Source organism: Bdellovibrio sp. HCB117 (assembly GCF_047305915.1).
Lineage (GTDB): Bacteria > Bdellovibrionota > Bdellovibrionia > Bdellovibrionales > Bdellovibrionaceae > Bdellovibrio > Bdellovibrio bacteriovorus_B.
This window is the reverse complement of the sequence record NZ_CP178622.1, coordinates 1,358,999-1,375,637: the sequence shown is the minus strand read 5'-3', so window position 1 is coordinate 1,375,637 and position 16,639 is coordinate 1,358,999. Positions and strand designations below refer to the sequence as shown.

17 protein-coding genes are annotated in these 16,639 nt (G+C 46.3%); 7 read left to right on the top strand and 10 right to left on the bottom strand.

Annotated features, from left to right (window positions below; genetic code table 11):
* Positions 1-3: 3 nt before the first annotated feature.
* On the bottom strand, positions 4-540 hold the full coding sequence (locus tag ACLWBD_RS06575) for an NAD(P)H-dependent oxidoreductase (RefSeq protein ID WP_063208473.1): 537 nt from the start codon (positions 538-540) through the stop codon (positions 4-6).
* A gap of 174 nt (positions 541-714) precedes the next feature.
* On the opposite strand from ACLWBD_RS06575, the gene ACLWBD_RS06570 reads away from it, so the two are divergent.
* Positions 715-954 (top strand): DUF883 family protein, encoded by a 240-nt coding sequence (locus ACLWBD_RS06570; protein WP_063208374.1) that lies wholly within the window; start codon positions 715-717, stop codon positions 952-954.
* 65 nt (positions 955-1,019) lie between these two features.
* Positions 1,020-1,577 (top strand): hypothetical protein, encoded by a 558-nt coding sequence (locus ACLWBD_RS06565; protein WP_413570145.1) that lies wholly within the window; start codon positions 1,020-1,022, stop codon positions 1,575-1,577.
* Here ACLWBD_RS06565 and ACLWBD_RS06560 read toward each other — a convergent pair.
* Together ACLWBD_RS06560 and ACLWBD_RS06555 are read right to left on the bottom strand one after the other, a co-directional pair.
* The gene (locus tag ACLWBD_RS06560; protein WP_413570144.1) at positions 1,574-2,542 is read right to left on the bottom strand and encodes a sigma-54 interaction domain-containing protein; all 969 of its coding nucleotides are present in this window, start codon (positions 2,540-2,542) and stop codon (positions 1,574-1,576) included. The two genes, ACLWBD_RS06565 and ACLWBD_RS06560, sit on opposite strands and share 4 nt — an antisense overlap.
* On the bottom strand, positions 2,542-3,273 hold the full coding sequence (locus tag ACLWBD_RS06555) for a type 1 glutamine amidotransferase domain-containing protein (RefSeq protein WP_413570142.1): 732 nt from the start codon (positions 3,271-3,273) through the stop codon (positions 2,542-2,544). Before ACLWBD_RS06555 ends, ACLWBD_RS06560 begins: the two co-directional genes overlap by 1 nt.
* A gap of 189 nt (positions 3,274-3,462) precedes the next feature.
* Here ACLWBD_RS06555 and ACLWBD_RS06550 point away from each other — a divergent pair, with 189 nt between their 5' ends.
* The 5 genes from ACLWBD_RS06550 (at position 3,463) to ACLWBD_RS06530 (ending at position 8,265) form a co-directional block, all read left to right on the top strand.
* Positions 3,463-4,074 (top strand): murein L,D-transpeptidase catalytic domain family protein, encoded by a 612-nt coding sequence (locus ACLWBD_RS06550; protein ID WP_063208381.1) that lies wholly within the window; start codon positions 3,463-3,465, stop codon positions 4,072-4,074.
* A gap of 9 nt (positions 4,075-4,083) precedes the next feature.
* Positions 4,084-4,785, top strand: a complete 702-nt coding sequence (locus ACLWBD_RS06545) for a pseudouridine synthase (protein ID WP_063208383.1) — start codon at positions 4,084-4,086, stop codon at positions 4,783-4,785.
* A gap of 69 nt (positions 4,786-4,854) precedes the next feature.
* On the top strand, positions 4,855-6,918 hold the full coding sequence (locus ACLWBD_RS06540) for a M1 family metallopeptidase (protein WP_413570140.1): 2,064 nt from the start codon (positions 4,855-4,857) through the stop codon (positions 6,916-6,918).
* A gap of 402 nt (positions 6,919-7,320) precedes the next feature.
* Complete coding sequence (locus ACLWBD_RS06535) at positions 7,321-7,713, top strand: hypothetical protein (RefSeq protein ID WP_063208387.1); 393 nt, start codon at positions 7,321-7,323, stop codon at positions 7,711-7,713.
* 159 nt (positions 7,714-7,872) lie between these two features.
* On the top strand, positions 7,873-8,265 hold the full coding sequence (locus ACLWBD_RS06530; protein ID WP_063208389.1) for a hypothetical protein: 393 nt from the start codon (positions 7,873-7,875) through the stop codon (positions 8,263-8,265).
* Between the two features lie 53 nt (positions 8,266-8,318).
* On the opposite strand, the gene ACLWBD_RS06525 is transcribed toward ACLWBD_RS06530, so the two are convergent.
* The 7 genes from ACLWBD_RS06525 to pilB form a co-directional block, all read right to left on the bottom strand.
* The gene (locus ACLWBD_RS06525; protein ID WP_063208391.1) at positions 8,319-8,747 is read right to left on the bottom strand and encodes a ferritin-like domain-containing protein; all 429 of its coding nucleotides are present in this window, start codon (positions 8,745-8,747) and stop codon (positions 8,319-8,321) included.
* Between the two features lie 71 nt (positions 8,748-8,818).
* Entirely contained in the window at positions 8,819-9,553 is a 735-nt protein-coding gene (locus tag ACLWBD_RS06520; RefSeq protein ID WP_413570724.1) for a type 1 glutamine amidotransferase domain-containing protein, read from the bottom strand.
* A gap of 88 nt (positions 9,554-9,641) precedes the next feature.
* On the bottom strand, positions 9,642-11,048 hold the full coding sequence (locus ACLWBD_RS06515) for a sigma-54-dependent transcriptional regulator (protein WP_063208395.1): 1,407 nt from the start codon (positions 11,046-11,048) through the stop codon (positions 9,642-9,644).
* A gap of 36 nt (positions 11,049-11,084) precedes the next feature.
* A complete protein-coding gene (locus ACLWBD_RS06510) occupies positions 11,085-12,662 on the bottom strand; it encodes a two-component system sensor histidine kinase NtrB (protein WP_413570137.1) in 1,578 nt (525 codons plus the stop codon).
* Positions 12,663-13,883: a type II secretion system F family protein gene (locus ACLWBD_RS06505; RefSeq protein ID WP_063208399.1), complete on the bottom strand. Its 1,221-nt coding sequence runs from the start codon at positions 13,881-13,883 to the stop codon at positions 12,663-12,665. It lies immediately after the preceding gene.
* A 1-nt stretch (position 13,884) separates the two neighbouring features.
* Positions 13,885-14,928, bottom strand: a complete 1,044-nt coding sequence (locus ACLWBD_RS06500) for a twitching motility protein PilT (protein WP_413570136.1) — start codon at positions 14,926-14,928, stop codon at positions 13,885-13,887.
* Entirely contained in the window at positions 14,928-16,631 is a 1,704-nt protein-coding gene (pilB, locus tag ACLWBD_RS06495; RefSeq protein WP_063208403.1) for a type IV-A pilus assembly ATPase PilB, read from the bottom strand. Before pilB ends, ACLWBD_RS06500 begins: the two co-directional genes overlap by 1 nt.
* Between the last annotated feature and the right edge of the window lie 8 nt (positions 16,632-16,639).

The following is a 16,639-nucleotide window of genomic DNA, read 5'->3' as shown; positions in this document are numbered from 1 at the left end:
TTCCTAAATATCTTTACACACACCGGTGGCACAATAATCAATCATTCTTCGGCGAACGGCTTCGGCATGAAGAAGGATTTGTTCTTCTGTAGCCCTTCCTGTTCCGGTCATCACAACAGGTTTGTGCCATTTCATTCCGCACTGCTCAATCGTTTGACGATAAGGCGGGAAGAAATCTTCCACAGAGCCAGGAGAAGAGGGGTCCCCCCAACCGCCCGTCGTAATCGACAAAAAGAAATCTTTCCCGTGAAGTTTATTTCCCTCCGGTCCATAGGCAAAGCCGCGGCGTAAAACCTCATCACACCAGAGCTTCATCAAAGGCGGCATCGAAAACCAATAGAAAGGATGCTGCCAAACTACAAGATCATGCTCTAACAAAAGTTCCTGCTCTTTTTGAACCTGAATATGGAAGTACGGATACTCTTCATAAAGATCATGGACACGAACATGTTTTAGTTCGCGAAGCTGATCCATGATGGCGCGATTAACTCGGGACTGTTTCGAAAAGGGATGCGCGAAAAGGACTAGGGCTTTTTTCATCACGACATCGTCAACCGGCGAACGACAAAAGTCAAATGGGGCAAGAATCCCAGAGGAAAAAGGGATTATCACCTCCGTCTGCAACTCAAAATCGCCTCTACCGGATTTCGAGTTGGCATCCTTCCTGCTTTGCATTGATTAGTGGTTACCAACAACACAAAAAGGAGTGGATTCATGGAAACGACCCCAAACGATTTCAGAAGCAACCTTGGCAACATCAAAGAAAATGTGAAACAAGGTGTGAAGCAAGAACTTGATAAAAGTGGCTGGACTGACACTTACAACATGGCCCAAGACAGAGCCCGTGAAGCTATGGACGCTTCGGAGGAATTTGTTAAGGCTCATCCCTTTTACACAGTCCTTGGCGCAGCTGCAGTGGGTCTGGTGGCCGGTCTGCTAATCCGTCGTAGATAATTCAAAATAATAATTAATTAGGAGGTCCCGGTTTCGAGACCTCCTCAACATCGCAGGGAGTCCCAATGAAGTGGTTAGCTTTAGTCTTGTCGTTCGTTTTCGGTCGCTTAAACATGAGACCCCGCGGCTTTAAGGATGCCGCCATTGAAATTTTTGATGAGGTTTCATTCCGCAGTCGCCGCATGGTGACACTTATTCTTGTTGGTGTTGCCTCCGTCATCTTTTTTACCGGTGGGCTTTTTATTTCTCTTTTGGATCTGTCGATGCAGTGGGATCGCACAGGTTCTATTGTTTGGTCCGCAACCCTCAGCACGGGCGTCGGTTTGATTTTGCTCGCCTCGGCAGCCTTTGCCGTCGTATTCCTGCGCGCATGGCCGGGAGCCACAAAAGCCAAACAACAAATCAAACGAAAGCATAAACACGAGCAGGAAGAAGAAGAAATGGATCGCAAACGTCCAACTTCTTTAGAACATGCTCTATCCGCTTTGGTGATGGATTATGTAAAAGAGCGCGAAATCCGTCGGGCAGCTCGAGGCCCCGAAACATCGGCATACGCCGGTGAAAATGTGGCTGGTGGCACCACAGCACCGAACCGCGAACCTCCCCGCTCGCACGTGCACTAAGCACGTTGCTGATGCGGATGGTGAGTTTTGCGGTACAACGTTTTTCGGTCAATCCCTAAGTCTTTTGCAGTTTTCTCTCGTGCGCCCTTATTCACTTGAAGGGCGTACTCGATATACTGCCGAGCCATTTCTTCCAACGAAAGCAAACGCCCCTCTTTGTGACAAAGGCGCTCAAAAACCGACTCCATGCTGATGGACCGTTTTTGGTTTCCATCCAAATCATTCACGGTGATTTCATTTCCAGAACTTAAAACAACAGCGCGCTCGATTGTGTTTTCAAGTTCACGCACATTTCCCCACCAGGAATGTGACAGCAAATAACTTCCCACATCCGATGCGAAATGTTTTTCCACGGAATGATGACGTAGCGAAAATTTCTTCAGAAAGTATTGAGCCAAAGGCAGAATGTCTTCCATGCGTTCCCGCAACGGTGGCACTTCAATCGGTACGACATTTAAGCGAAAATACAAATCTTCACGAAATTTTTTCTGCTGCACATCCTCACTCAAGTCATTGTGAGTGGCCGCAAGAATGCGAATATTCAGTGAGCGATAATGATTCTCGCCGACTCTTTTGACTTTTTTTTCCTGGAGCACTCGTAAGAGCTTGGCTTGCAAGTGCAAATCCAGATCGCCGATTTCATCCAAGAAAAGAGTCCCCCCGTTAGCCTCTTCAAAAAGTCCGGCTTTTTGATTGGAGGCCCCGGTGAAAGCGCCTTTGGCATAACCGAAAAGTTCACTCTCTAAGAGTTGTTCTGGAATGGCCGAACAGTTGATCGGCACAAAAGCTTCTTTGCGGCGGGGACTGAGATCATGAATCATGCGTGCGATGATTTCCTTCCCCGTCCCACTTTCGCCAGTGATAAGCACATTGGCAGAGCTGGCAGAAACTTTTTTTGCAATTTCAATGATTTTTAAAAAGCGCGGACTGTGTGCGATTACTTGTGATTCCATTGTCGTCGACATTACGGATGCCCCCATTCACACCAATTCTTTTCAGGTACCGATCTTCCTTCAGAAATAAAATCTAAGACTTCAACCAAGGCCTGTCCCACCTCGGCCGCCGAAGCCGGGTTTTGCCCGCTGACAAGCCGGCCACTTTTTATAACATGCGAAGTAAACTTAGGAGCTGATGAAAATAAAGCCCCTCGTTCTTTCAATTTACTTTCCAAAAGAAACGGAACGACTTTTTCCATGCCCACAGTTTCTTCTTCATCATTTGTGAAACCTGCAAGTTCATGACCTTGCACTAGATAAGGTCCGCTAGAAAGGCGGACATTCACCAACCCCGCAGCCCCATGACAGACAGAGGCCACAACCCCGTCGTTTTCGAAAATACCGATCGCGATATTTTGCAGCTCTTTATTGTCGGGCAAATCAAACATCGCCCCGTGCCCACCCACATACAGAATGGCGGCATAGTCGGCGGCATTGATCTGCGATGGTTTTAATGAACTTTCGATTTTTTCTAGAAACTCTTCGTCGTTCATCCAGGTCGCATTGATGGGGTCGTCCATCTTTACGCCATCTAGGGGCACCTTACCGCCTTTAGGACTCACCATATCCACGCTATAGCCGGCACGAACAAGTTCGTCATAAGGATGGGTGATTTCTGACAGGTATGCCCCGGTGTGATGCCCCGAATTCCCCAAACGATCCGTGCTGGTTAAAACAAAAAGTACCTTCTTACTCGTCATAAAAAGTCCTCCTTGCAGGTGTTAATTCAGAATGAGGGATCGCTCAGCAGAACTCAATTTCTTGACCAGCCATGTGTGAAAAAACTGCGACTCGGCTTTAGTCCAAATTGCCAGGTCCAAGCGTCAAGTCCCGACGTCGAACTCCGATTGATCATCAACACATCATTTCTGGAATTATCGGGAGCAACTATGACGTTACGTATTTTATCTCTTCTCAGTTTTTTCTTTATATCTTCTGCCTTTGCACAGACGCCCGAGGTGGATTTATCCAAGTATGATTATGTTGATCCGAAAAAAGAAGTGCCCACGGTGGCTCTGGCTAAAGCACTCACCTATTACGATGTTTATTATAATAAAATCGCCAATAAAAACTATGTGACCGTGATCGACTTCACCCAGGCGTCACATCAAAAACGTATGTACTTGATAGATATGAAAACGGGGCTGGTCACTCGCTACTTGGTTTCGCATGGCCGCGGCTCTGACCCCAGCCACACTGGAATGGCAAAGAAATTTTCCAATATCGAAGGCTCTAAGATGTCATCCATCGGTATGTACGTGACCGGGGCAGAATACAGTGGTAAACATGGCCGCTCTATGCGCCTAGTGGGGTTAGAAAAAACCAACGATCAAGCGATGAGTCGCGCGATTGTTGTGCATGGCGCCTGGTATGTCGACCCTCAATATAAGCCCTTGGGTCGCAGTGAAGGCTGTCCGGCGGTGGAACAAAAGTACATCAATACCGTCGTCAGTCAGCTTAAAGGCGGAAGTGTTTATTATATTTGGGCGGGACAACCTTAGGATTTTTTAGTGGAACTGCTGTACAAGGATGACTACTTTATCGCCGTCAATAAACCGTCGGGATTTCACGTTCATCCACATGAAAATGTCCAGCATCGTGTTTCAAGAGATAAAATCTGTCTTTATCATGCCCGTCGCATGATGAAACAACATGTATATCCTGTTCATCGTCTGGATGCCGCAACGAGCGGTGTGCTTCTTTTCGCTCTTTCATCCGAATCGGCGCGCGAGATCTGCAAACTCTTCACCGACCGCGCCACTCAGAAAACATATCAAGCTGTGGTCCGTGGTTACGTCAAAGAAGAAGGCGTGATTGAGCTCCCCTTAGAGCTCGATTCCACGGGCGAACTGGTCGACGCTAAAACTTCGTTTAAACGCTTAGGTACAAAAGAATTCCCCGTCGCTGTCGGGAAAAAATTTCCAACAGCACGCTATTCATGGGTGGAAGTCACTCCCCATACCGGTCGCTACCACCAGATCCGCCGTCACTTTAATCGCATTTCACACCCTCTTTTAGGGGACGCCGTTCATGGCGATTCGCACCACAACCGCTTTTTCCGCAATGATGTGGGAATTGAGGGCCTTTGTCTTAAAGCATTGCGCCTGGAGTTCATCCACCCGTGGAGTGGCGAAAGAGTCACAATCGAGGCTCCTCCTTGCGAAAAATGGAATAAAATTCAAAACTTGTTTGCTCCTGACAAAGGGGAATAAGCCCTTCTGAAATCCCTTTGACCTCCCTCTGAGACAGGCGTAAAAAGACCGCCGTTTCAGAGGTAAAAAATGTCTAAGGCGCAAGCTCTTCACAAACTCATGATTGTGGTGGCTCTTCTTTTAATTCTACTTGTGACTATGCAGTCTCACGCAGCCCCTGTGCATCACAAGATGCAGGTGGAACTTCTTCCTGGTCTTAAGATGCTTAAAGCCCAAGACACTCTGACTTTTGCGAAGGATTCTCCTCGCAAGCTCAGCTTCGTTCTTCACAAAGACCTTCAAGTGTCTGTCACCAGTGCGGACGACAGCCTTATTTTATTGCATGCGGCGACCAAGGAAGAACCCTACGCTGAATACGGATTGCAACTAGGAAGTCAGGACAACAAAGTGTCCTTGTATTATCAAGGTGTGATCTTTGATGCTGTCGTGAATGACAACTCCAACGGCTTGATTGCCCCGGAAGGAGCGACTCTCTTCGGGAGCACTTATTGGTATCCGTCTTTCCTCGACACGCAAAAAAGTTTCGATATCACCGTCAAAACCCCGTTGGCTTGGAGATCCTTAATCCAAGGTCAAATCACCAGCACCGAGGTGGACTCCACCTCTCGCACGACACGATTTGTTGAAATCTATCCCCAAGAAGAAATCTATCTGGTCGCCGGTCCCTTCTCATTCTACGAAAAAGAAATGAAAGACGGAAAAAAGGTGCAGGTCCTTTTGCGCAAAGACGATCCCTCCTTAGCGCAAAGTTTTATTTCTTTAGTTCCGGGCTTTATTGAGCACTATGCTTCGAGCATCGCTCCTTATCCGTATTCTTCCTTCACCGTTGTCGAAAATTTTTGGGAAACCGGCTATGGCATGCCGAGCTTTACGCTTTTAGGTCCTACCGTGATTCGCCTGCCGTTCATCTTAAACTCTTCCCTGCCGCATGAAGTTTTGCACAACTGGTGGGGAAACAGCGTTTATGTGGACTATGACAAAGGCAACTGGAGTGAAGGCTTAACAACCTACATGGCCGATCACTGGCAACAAGAACTTGCGGGAAATGACCGTGGGTATCGCCTAAATACTCTCATCACCTACTCTGATTTCGTCGCGGCCAATCCAAAAAACGATTTCCCAGTGCGCCAGTTCCGGGGACGTCACAACTCCAGCTCGCAAGCCGTGGGTTATGGCAAGACCATGATGATTTTCCATATGCTCGAGTTCCGCTTCGGCAAAGACCTTTTCAAAAAAGCGTTGCAAGATTTTTACACAGAAAATCTGTATCAACGCGTTTCTTTTTTCGAGATCCAAAAGAGTTTTGAAAAAATCACGAATCAGAACTTAAACAGCTTTTTCACGCAGTGGTTAGACCGCGAAGGAGCTCCGCAGATCGAACTTCCTGATGTGAAAGTCATGCGTTGGCTGGATGGTTCTTACAGCACCACTTACGTGTTGGCTCAGACACAAAACGCTCCCCCTTATGAGCTGCACATCCCGGTGGTATGGACCTTAGAAAATGGCCAGGTGGTTCGTCAGATGGCTCGTCTTTTTGATAAATCTCAGGTCTTTTCACTTGTCAGCCACTCACGTCCCGTCAAGGTCGCGGTGGATCCTGATTATCATGTTTTTAGAAAGCTCTTCGTTGAAGAACGCCCCGCGACGTTGTCTTCGGCATTTGGAAGCCCTGAGGTCCATTTCTTTTTTGATCCCTCTCAAACGACGGCAGAAAAGTTCGCGCAGTCTTGGGCGGCCTCCACAGAAGGAAAAGACAGCTTTCACTCCATGGCAGACACCTTGAATCTACCTACACAAGGCGCCCTGGTTTTTGTTGGCGAAAAGGATCTCTTTGCGCAGTTCATGAAATCGCAACTGGAAGATCAAAACTTTGAACTGACTGACACGACAGTTCGCATCGACTCACAGACATTCCAACTTGCGGACACCAGCACTGTGTTCGTGACAAGATTGAAATCCAATCCGCAGCAAACAGTAGTGTGGGTGCGCTGGAGCAAGGACAATAATCCTGTCGAATGGGCGTCGCGCCTCACGCACTACGGGACTTTTGGTATCTTGGTATTTAAAGGGCGTCCTGCCGTTTTAAAAAGCACCTGGCCCGTTCTACAGTCTCCCCTGCAAAGAAATTTGTAATTCATCAGTTTGCTGCAAAGCCATACTTCGTGGCTTTGATTTTGCTCCTTATAAAAGAACGGGCAAAGTCTTCATGCTTTTGAGGACTCTTGCCACTTACTGTCTTAACAAGAGGGGCAATTATGGATCTAAAGAATCAGTCTGGTAAAATTGGTTGGATTCTTCTTTGGGCGATCGGCATTCCGGTTCCAGTTTTGATTGTGTTATTCCTCATTCGTGGTTGCACGTAGTCGTTAAACTCTTGCAATACAATAGGAAGACATTGAATCCGTTTTGGAACTGCCTAAGATAGATTTTTCCTGTGGATGAGGCTCAAGACTCATAAGCTATTTATGAGCAGGCATGGTTTTGGCACAGACACATCAACATTAAAATAATAAATCATTCTTAGGAGATGTTATCATGAAAGCATTGGTTCTTTTTGTCGCTTTGTTCGGGTCCACTGCAATGGCAGAATTAAAACCTGTGGGAACATTCGTTCCTTCTGTTTGCGGTTACAACGAAATTCAAACTTTCTGCTTCGGTCGCCGCGTGGGTTTCACAACGGCTTACGCTTCTCTTTCTTCCGCACACGGAACTGAAGTTTATGAAATCGTTCATCGCGCAAAAATCAATGGTGGCATCAATCCGCTTTATACAGCCGAACAACTGACTTTGGAAAACGAAGAAGGTCGCATCAGTGTCGTGGTTCGTGGTCAGAAAAACCGTCCTTACAGCAGCAGCGCCACGGTGACTTATGAAGATGGCACTATCGCCGTTTTCACTGATTTTGGCGCGGTATTTACGACTCTTTAATCGCAGTAAAAAATGATACTCAAAGGCGCTGTCCCCCAGCGCCTTTTTTATTTGAGGTCATGCCTCGTCCGATTTCGTCTGTTACTAGCTCATCATGACAGCTTGTTAATTTAAAGACGCTTCACTTTTTCTGCTAGAACTTTCGCATCGGAGGTTTCTATGAAACACATCTTCGCCATCTGTGCGATTGTAATCACATCCCTATCGGCCGTAGCGAACACTCTTCCAGTGAAAAGCTGCGAAGCTATTACCAACACCCATATCTTCAAGTTCGATCAAGTGGGCCAGGACATCCAAGCGACATTAGAAGATAAAAAGCTGCAACGCTACTCAGACCTTAGCAACCCCAAAGAGGGAAAGCTTAAAATTTTTGGCAAACAACGAACCACGATTCTTATTGAAGACAAAGATCTGACGGAGTTCGTAAAACTTCGTTATTTACCACGTGAACTTTTGGTGGGAATGATGATGGGTCGCCCCGAATACATTGGCGAGGAAGATATTTTATATTCTTACGCGGACGAATTTATCGTGGCGTTAAAGTGTAAATAAAAAAAAGGCGGATGAACTATCCGCCTTTTTTTCTTTTCACTTAAATAGGAAGATTAAGTGTTCACATCGAGCATCTTCACCACTTCTTCAATATGCTCGGTCTCTAGACGAATCATTCCGCGGATCATCTCTTCCAAAGCGACGTCGTCTGCGCAGTGTTTAAGCACTTCTTTATACTTTGCCAAAGCGCTTTGTTCGAAGTCTAAGCTTTCTTTCAAAATATCCAAAACCTTGTGAGTTTTAGTTTCTGGAACCGGTGACACCTTCAAAGAAGGGTGACCGCCTAAAGCTGTGATCTTTTCGCCGACCATGGAAGCATGCTGATAACCTTCATTCGCTTGGTCATGGAACCATTTAACGATTGGAATACGGTTAGGCCCTTTGATCATCAATGCATAGTGCAGATAGCGAACTACGCCGGAAATTTCCATCTCGATAATTTCATTCAGTAAAGCGACAACTTTTTGATTTTCATTAGACATGCAGGCCTCCAAACAGTTCTAAGAAGAACATTGGCAGGACAGAGTCTCAAGTGAAAACCCCATACCCAGCCTTAGGTCAGAAGTCTTTCTAAAAACTTACGTGCGAAGAGATGGGCGTCCCCGGGCCATCGCGCTGAAACATAGTTCTCATCACACACGGCAAAGCCTGCACTCAGACTGCTGTCACTATCGCGGGATAGAGGCAAAGGGCCTCTTAAAAAATCCTGGGGAGCTTGCAAAGATTGGCGCACTTCGGCCTCTACTGTCTGCGGATAGGTTCGATAATAATCTCCTAACCACCAGCGCGTCAGATTCCAAGCTAACAATTCTTGCGATTGTAAGAGTGAGGTTGTCTTTCTACCATAAAGCACGCTCTGACCGTTGCCATATTTGCTTCGCGCCACCAAAACGACACCATGACAAATTGCACCCACCGGTTTTCCTCTTTCGAAAAAAGCCGCCGTTTGGCTTTGCAAAACCGGAGATTCCAAATACTCTTTCATACCCGGCGCATGCCCGCCAGCCAAAATAAGGCCATCAAAATCGACTTCGCGTGCATTTTCCCACTTTAACGGAGATCGAAATTCCGAGCACTGAATCATATCCTCGTAGGCCGCCTGGGCATTTTTGTCGGCGACAAGAAGTGGAGCCAGGACTCCCAAACCGTCACCGCTGATCATGCGATCATCACAAGTCGCCTTGCCTCCATCCGAAGTCGCAAAGTAAATCTGCACGCCCGCGCGGGAGAGAGTTCTCCAGGGAACCGCGGCTTCAGTTGGATCAAAATCTTTTTTTGGTAAAGGCATCAAAACTTTTTTCAATCGAAACTCCGCGGCTCCCATAAAAAAAGGGGAGTCTTCTTACTCCCCTTTTTTTTAAAAATCTGTTGAGATTTTATTCATCATCTAGTTCATCATCACCGACAACACCGAGGTTGTATTTTTCTATGCGATATCGCATAGATCGGAATGAAATATGAAGAAGCTTGGCAGCTCTCTTTTTCACTCCGCCGGCGGCGTGAATCGCTTTCACCAAAAGTTCTTTTTCAATCTGTCCCATCACCTTATCAAGATCAACACCGTCATCGCCGATTTCGATTTCATTGGACGAGGCCATCTTGCGGCCCGATGCCGTATTCACCATCGGTGGCAAAGACTCAGGAAGGATGGTTGCGCCACCTTCTAAAGCCACTGTGCGCTCGATCAAGTTTTCAAGCTCACGCACGTTACCTGGATAGTCATACTTCTTTAAAATCTCCATTGCTTCTGCGCTGATTGCGCCGATGTTTTTACCCAAACGCTCGTTGTACTTTTTAAGGAAGTGATTTGCGAGCAAAGGAACGTCTTCACGACGTTCGCGAAGACCCGGAGTTTTGATATTAATAACATTCAAGCGATAGAACAAATCTTGACGGAAAGTTCCTTTTTGAACCATCTCTTCAAGATTTCTGTTTGTCGCCGCGATGATACGCACTTCGACTTTCATGTCTTCCGTCGCACCCACACGGCGGATTACACGCTCTTGAATCGCACGAAGAAGCTTTACCTGAATCGTCAAAGGCAACTCACCGACCTCATCCAGGAACAGAGTTCCGGAATCAGCCACTTCGAAAAGACCCGCTTTATCTGAAACAGCGCCTGTGAAAGAGCCCTTCTTATGACCGAACATTTCAGATTCCATCAAGTTTTCAGGAATAGCACCACAGTTGACAGTCACAAACGGGCGGTCTTTCAAAGGACCGTTGTAGTGAATCGCTTTCGCAACGACCTCTTTACCTGTTCCCGACTCCCCCGTGATCAAAACGTTTGTTGGAGTTTGAGAGACACGCTTAACCATATCGTAAATCGCGTGCATCGCCGGAGAGTTTCCGACCATGTTTTGGAAAGAATATTCTTTAACGAGTTCTTTTTTAAGAGATCTATTTTCAACTTCCAAGTTGCGAGAACGTAAAGCATTTTGAATGTTCAAACGAACTTCATCAATCTTAAACGGCTTCGTCAAATAATCGTAGGCACCCATCTTCATGGCTTCAACCGCAGTTTCGGTTGTACCGAAAGCCGTGATCAACATGAAGACCGTATCAGGGTAAGACTCTTTGACGTGTTTCAGAAGCTCGATACCCGTCACATGCGGCATCTGTAGATCCGAAATGATCATATCGAAAGTTTTTTTCGTTAGAAGGTCTTTCGCTTTTTGGCCATCCTCAGCCAAAGTCACTTCATAGCCTTCTTTTTTAAGCATGATCTCTAAAAACTCGCGAATGGATTCTTCGTCATCGACAACAAGAATTCTCGACTTCATGTATACGCTCCCACGTCCTGTGTTCTATTCATTCTCTCAGTTTGCTTTGGGAAAAGTCAAAATAAACTCAGTACCTACGCCGACTTCGCTTTCGACAAAGACTTGTGCTCCATGCCCTTCCAAAATCTTATGAGTCACAGCTAGACCTAGGCCCGTGCCTTTAGGTTTCGTCGTGTGGAAGGGTTCAAACATTTTCTTCTTCGTCGCTTCGCTCATTCCACATCCGGCATCACGAATGCGCACTTCCACTTCATTGCCTTTCGTCACGGCTTGAACGGAAATTTTCGGCTGCGGACTTTCATTCATCGCTTGGTATGAGTTGATAATGATATTTAAAAAAGCCTGTTTCAATTTATCACGACGACCTAAGATCTTTAACCCGGCATCGTACTGTCTGACTTGCTCTACATCGGCGCGCACTTGATTGTTGGTACGCATAGAGTCCAAAACTTCCGTCATAAGCGAAGACAAATCCACCGGATCTGTCGGCGGCGTTTCGGGGCGCGCGTAATCCAGAAATTCAGTGATTAGGTTGTTCAAGCGATCAATTTCCCGAAGAACAATTTTCATCAGTTTACGATCATCTTCGTTCGTCACTGTTTGAGTCAGCATCTCTATACTGCCGCTGATACCGGCTAACGGATTGCGAATTTCATGGGCAATCCCCGCCGCCAAGCCGCCCACCGCTGCCAACTTTTCATTTTGACGGGCGTTGTATTCCAATTGACGAATTTTAGTTAAGTCATCAAAAAGCGCGATAGAAAGATGTGATTGAAGCTCAGGACTATAGATTTTGGATACCGTCAGACCTAGGATTTTTGCCTGAGCTTCTGGCGACGGTGCGTACTTCACGTCTTTTTTGACTAAAGACTCTGCCTTATCAACGTCTGGAAAAAGCTGATAAAAGTTCGCCGACGAAACATCGGGCATGCCTAAAATCTCGAGCGCCGAAGAGTTTGCTTTTACAATTTCTCCGTTTTCAGTGAATGAGACCATTCCTGTCGGAATATTCTCAACCAAAACTTCGTTAAGTTCTTGCGCAGAACGAAGGCTTAGACCGGTTTTTTTAAGTTCGCTACCAACAAATTGAAGCTGTTCACTTAAATATCCCGACAATCCCGCGACCGAGAAGAACGCGATATTATTTAAAGCTAAAAGAAAAAAGAAATTCAGGGCTTTCATTTCTGGCGAAAACAGAGCTGCCCCAGAAAAAAAGATGCTCGTAAAAAGAGCCAACGTCACCGCGCCCACGCCGCGACACGCGATACCCGCTAATAAGATATTTACTAAGTGCAAAAATAGAAACAAGGACTGACTGATTCCCGAATGATAAATCAAAAGTGAAATCAGCAGCGAGTCGACGACAAAACCCAAAAACAAAAGAAGCGGACGTTGCAGCAACTGGTCCCAGAAGGAAAACCAAATCAAATGAAGTCCCAGTGCCACTGTCAGAATGGAATAAAACGGCCCTAAGATGGACCAGTTCACGAATCCTTCTTGAACGATGCTGGAAATAACACTGATAACAAGTATAAGAACAAAAAGACTGAGGCGGCCAAACTCCACCATCAGTCCTTGTTCTTTATTGTTCTGCAAAGCAAAACTTAGGCGCATCTATTGAACCACATCCGCCATGTTGAAGATCGGAAGATACATCGCCACGACAAGAACGGCGATAATACCACCCAAAACAACCATCAAAAGAGGCTCTAGAAGTGAGGTCATAGCTTTTACTGCGGTTTCGACTTCATCTTCATAGAAGTCGGCGATCTTACCCAACATGATATCCAAAGTACCCGACTGTTCACCAATCGAGATCATTTGTACGACCATCTCGGGGAAGGCTTTTTCTTTTCCTAGAGGTGCCGCAAAAGTACGACCTTGAGTTACGGACTCTTTACAGCGAAGCAAAGATTGTTCGATAACGATATTGCCCGCAGTTTTTGAGGAAATATCAATGGCCTCGATCAACCCTACACCCGAAGACAACAAGGTGGAAAGTGTTCTAGTCAAACGGGCGATCGCAGACTTTTGCACCACTTCACCAAAAACCGGTGCTTTCATGATGAAACGATCAAACGCGTCTTTACCCGCATCCGTCCGGATCCACTGCGCAAATACGAAAGGACCGACAATCAGAACGACCAGGTATACGTACCAGTTATTGATCATCGAGTTACTTAGATTCACCACCATTTGAGTTAAAGCAGGTGGTTCTTTTCCTGAAGACGCAAAGAATTCCATGAACTTTGGAATAATGAAAACCAGGATACCCGCGATAACGATCATCGCAACGACGATGATGACCATCGGATACACCAAGGCTCCTTTGACTTGCGCTTTCAGCTTTTCAGATTTTTCCATGTAGCTGGCAAGACGTTGCAGAATGCTATCCAAGATACCGGCTTCTTCACCCGCTTGGATCATGTTCACGTAAAGTTTATCGAAAACATTCGGCACTTGCGCCATAGAGTCAGCCAAACGACGACCGCCTTCGATCGAAGTTTTTACTTGAGCAGAGGCCTCTTTTAAAAGCCCTGGGCGCAGACCTTCAGAAAGAATTTTTAAGGAGTCCACGACGGGAATACCGGCATTGATCAAAGTAGCAAACTGTCGAGTGAAAACTTGAAGATCTTTTCCATTCACACGCGGAGCAAAAAGCCCCGTGCTGCTTTTTCCTGCGGCCGCACGCGCGCCACCAAATTGCACGACACGAACAGGCAACAGCTGCTGCGCTCTTAAACGAATGATCGCCTCTTGTTGGTTGGCGGCTTCGATTTCACCTTGAACCACTTGGCCCGAGGCGTTTTTTGCTTGGTATTGAAACTTTGCCATCTTAGATACCTACCTTTTTCAAGAGCTGATCAAGATTGTCGGGATCACGAGAAACTTCAAATGCTGTTTTTAGGTCTACACGACGACGAATAAGATGCTGAAGTAAAGACTGATTCAAAGTTAAAATGCCGGAATTTTCTTGGGCGTGATTCATCAAAGAGTCTAAGCCCTTTAAGTCCTCCGTCTCAATGAGGCTGCGCACCTGAGGCTTCATAAGTAAAACTTCGTGTGCAAAAACTTTGTCTCCGGCAAGTCCGCTGACAGCGTATTGTCCCGCCGCCAAACTTAAAATCTCAGAAAAGCGTGGCGCGCCATGCTCTCCATATTTTTCTCCAAGAACTGATAAAGAGCGACGAAGAGCATTCGTAAGCGATGGAGCCCTCATCGAATAAATAACAAAAAGACCGCGCTCCGCCAATGTCATAGCCTCAAGCAATGATTCATCATCAGCGAACCCTTCAAAGACCACCATATCTACGCCCGCCATCAAGCTTTCGCGCTCTTCAGGTTTTGAAAAGTCACCGTTGTGGTAAAGATAACAAGCCTTCGCTTCCTTCACTTGAGGAAAAGCTTTGCGAGAAAAAACAACGCCGACAAAAGCTTTTTCTTCACTGAGCTTTTGCAGGATTTTATGCAATGCCCACACCTGCCCCGCTTCACCGGGACCAGACAGAAGAACCAGGCCTTTCATGCGCGCGCAGCTTTCCATCAGTGAAGGCGGTAAGGAAATTTCCTGTCGTCCACCGTCTAAGTCCATGTCCAAGACGGCTTTCATTGTTGTGTCTTGTTGGAAGAAAGAAAAACCAATACGAACATTTTCAAAAGAGGCTTCGCCTTGAACAACACCCGTCGTATCCAGAACGGCCTTTTGCTGATTAGATAAAAGACTTTGCTGCAGAAGATTCCATTCCGTTACTAATGCGGGAGAAGTGCGAAGACTCGCCCACCCTGAAGACAAACGAACACGCGGTTCACTGCCCACTACAAATAAAAACTCTTCAGCTTTTTTCGCTTTTGCCTGCAAAAGAAGTTCCGTCAAACTCATTATGTGTCCTTCACTGATGCATTGAGTACTTCTTCAATCGTCGTCAAACCACGCTTCAATTTTAACAAGGCACTACGACGTAGAGTTCTCATACCTTGTTCACGTGCTAGATAACGAAGCTGTCCTGTCGAGGCTCCTTTAAGAATCGCCTCTTTCATCTTTTCGGTCATGTGCATAAGTTCAAAAATGGCAGTACGACCTTTGATTCCTGTGTTACTGCAGTTCGCGCAACCTTTGCCGCGGAAAACTTTGTAATCACCCACTTCGGCTTGAGGTACGCCCAAGTTTAAAAGAATTTGGGCGGGCACGTCGACCGGAGCTTTGCACGATTCACAGATTTTACCCACCAGACGTTGAGCGACGATAAGATTCACTGTGGAAGTAATAATATAAGGAGCCACGCCCATTTCTGTAAGACGAATCACCGTCGAAGGAGCATCGTTGGTATGCAAGGTACTTACAACCAAGTGACCTGTTGACGCCGCTTTAAAAGCAATTTCGGCTGTTTCTAAGTCACGAATCTCCCCCACCAGAACGATATCCGGGTCCTGACGCAGGAAAGATTTTAAGGCACTTGCGAAAGTCAGCTCAATATCCGGGTTCATTTGAACCTGATTAATACCTTCTAAGTTGAATTCCACCGGGTCTTCTGCTGTCGAGATATTTACATCCGGCTGATTCAGTTCTGAAAGCGCTGAATAGATCGTATTTGTTTTACCGGAACCCGTAGGACCTGTGATCAAAACCATGCCTTGAGGAAGATTGATCTGCGATTTGAAAAGTTTTAAATCGTCTTCTTCAAATCCCAGCTTCGTCATATCAAGCTGCAAATTCGATTTATCTAAAAGACGCAGAACAACTTTTTCACCCCACAGTGTCGGCAAGACACTCACACGGAAATCCATCTCTTTCCCTTTGGAAGTACGGACTTTCAAACGACCATCCTGGGGGCGGCGTTTTTCTGCGATGTCGAGCTTAGACATGATCTTAATACGGGAGGCAATAGCCGCACCCGTTCCCGCAGGAGGGGCCGTGGCTTCTTGCAAGTTACCGTCGATACGGAAACGCACGCGGTATTTCTTTTCGTAGGGTTCAAAGTGAATATCTGAAACTCTTTTACGAATGGCATCCGTTAAGATCGAGTTCACGAACTTCACGATAGGCGCATCGTCTGTCACGCCGTCTTGGTCAATAACTTCGGCCGTAGGATTGTTGACACTGAATTCTTCGTCAAACCCATCAGATCCGATCACATTTAAAGACTTCGTACTGATGCTACCGCCATAGTATTTTTCAATACCGGAAGCAATCGCACTTTCCGTTCCTACAACGGCCTGAATACGGCAGCGAGTGATAAATCGTAAGTCTTCTTTAACGATGATATTGGAAGGATCGGCAAAAGCGACTACCAGTGTGGTTCCCGCCTTCTGCAAGGGAATCAACGTGTTCTTTTCACAGACATCTTTAGGAATAAGACTGATAACCGACTGATCAATTTCAAATGTGTTCACTTCCACGCCGGGAACCGCGAAATGCTTTTCCAGTGCGCGAAGGATTTGATTTTCTTTAAGGAAACCCAATTGAATGATGGCAGAGGTCAGCTTATTTCCGGCTTTTTTCTGTTCTTCAATTGCAAGCGACAACTGATCTGCGCGCAGCAGACCTTGCTTAACTAAGATTTCACCAATTTTGAGTGAAGACATATGGCTCC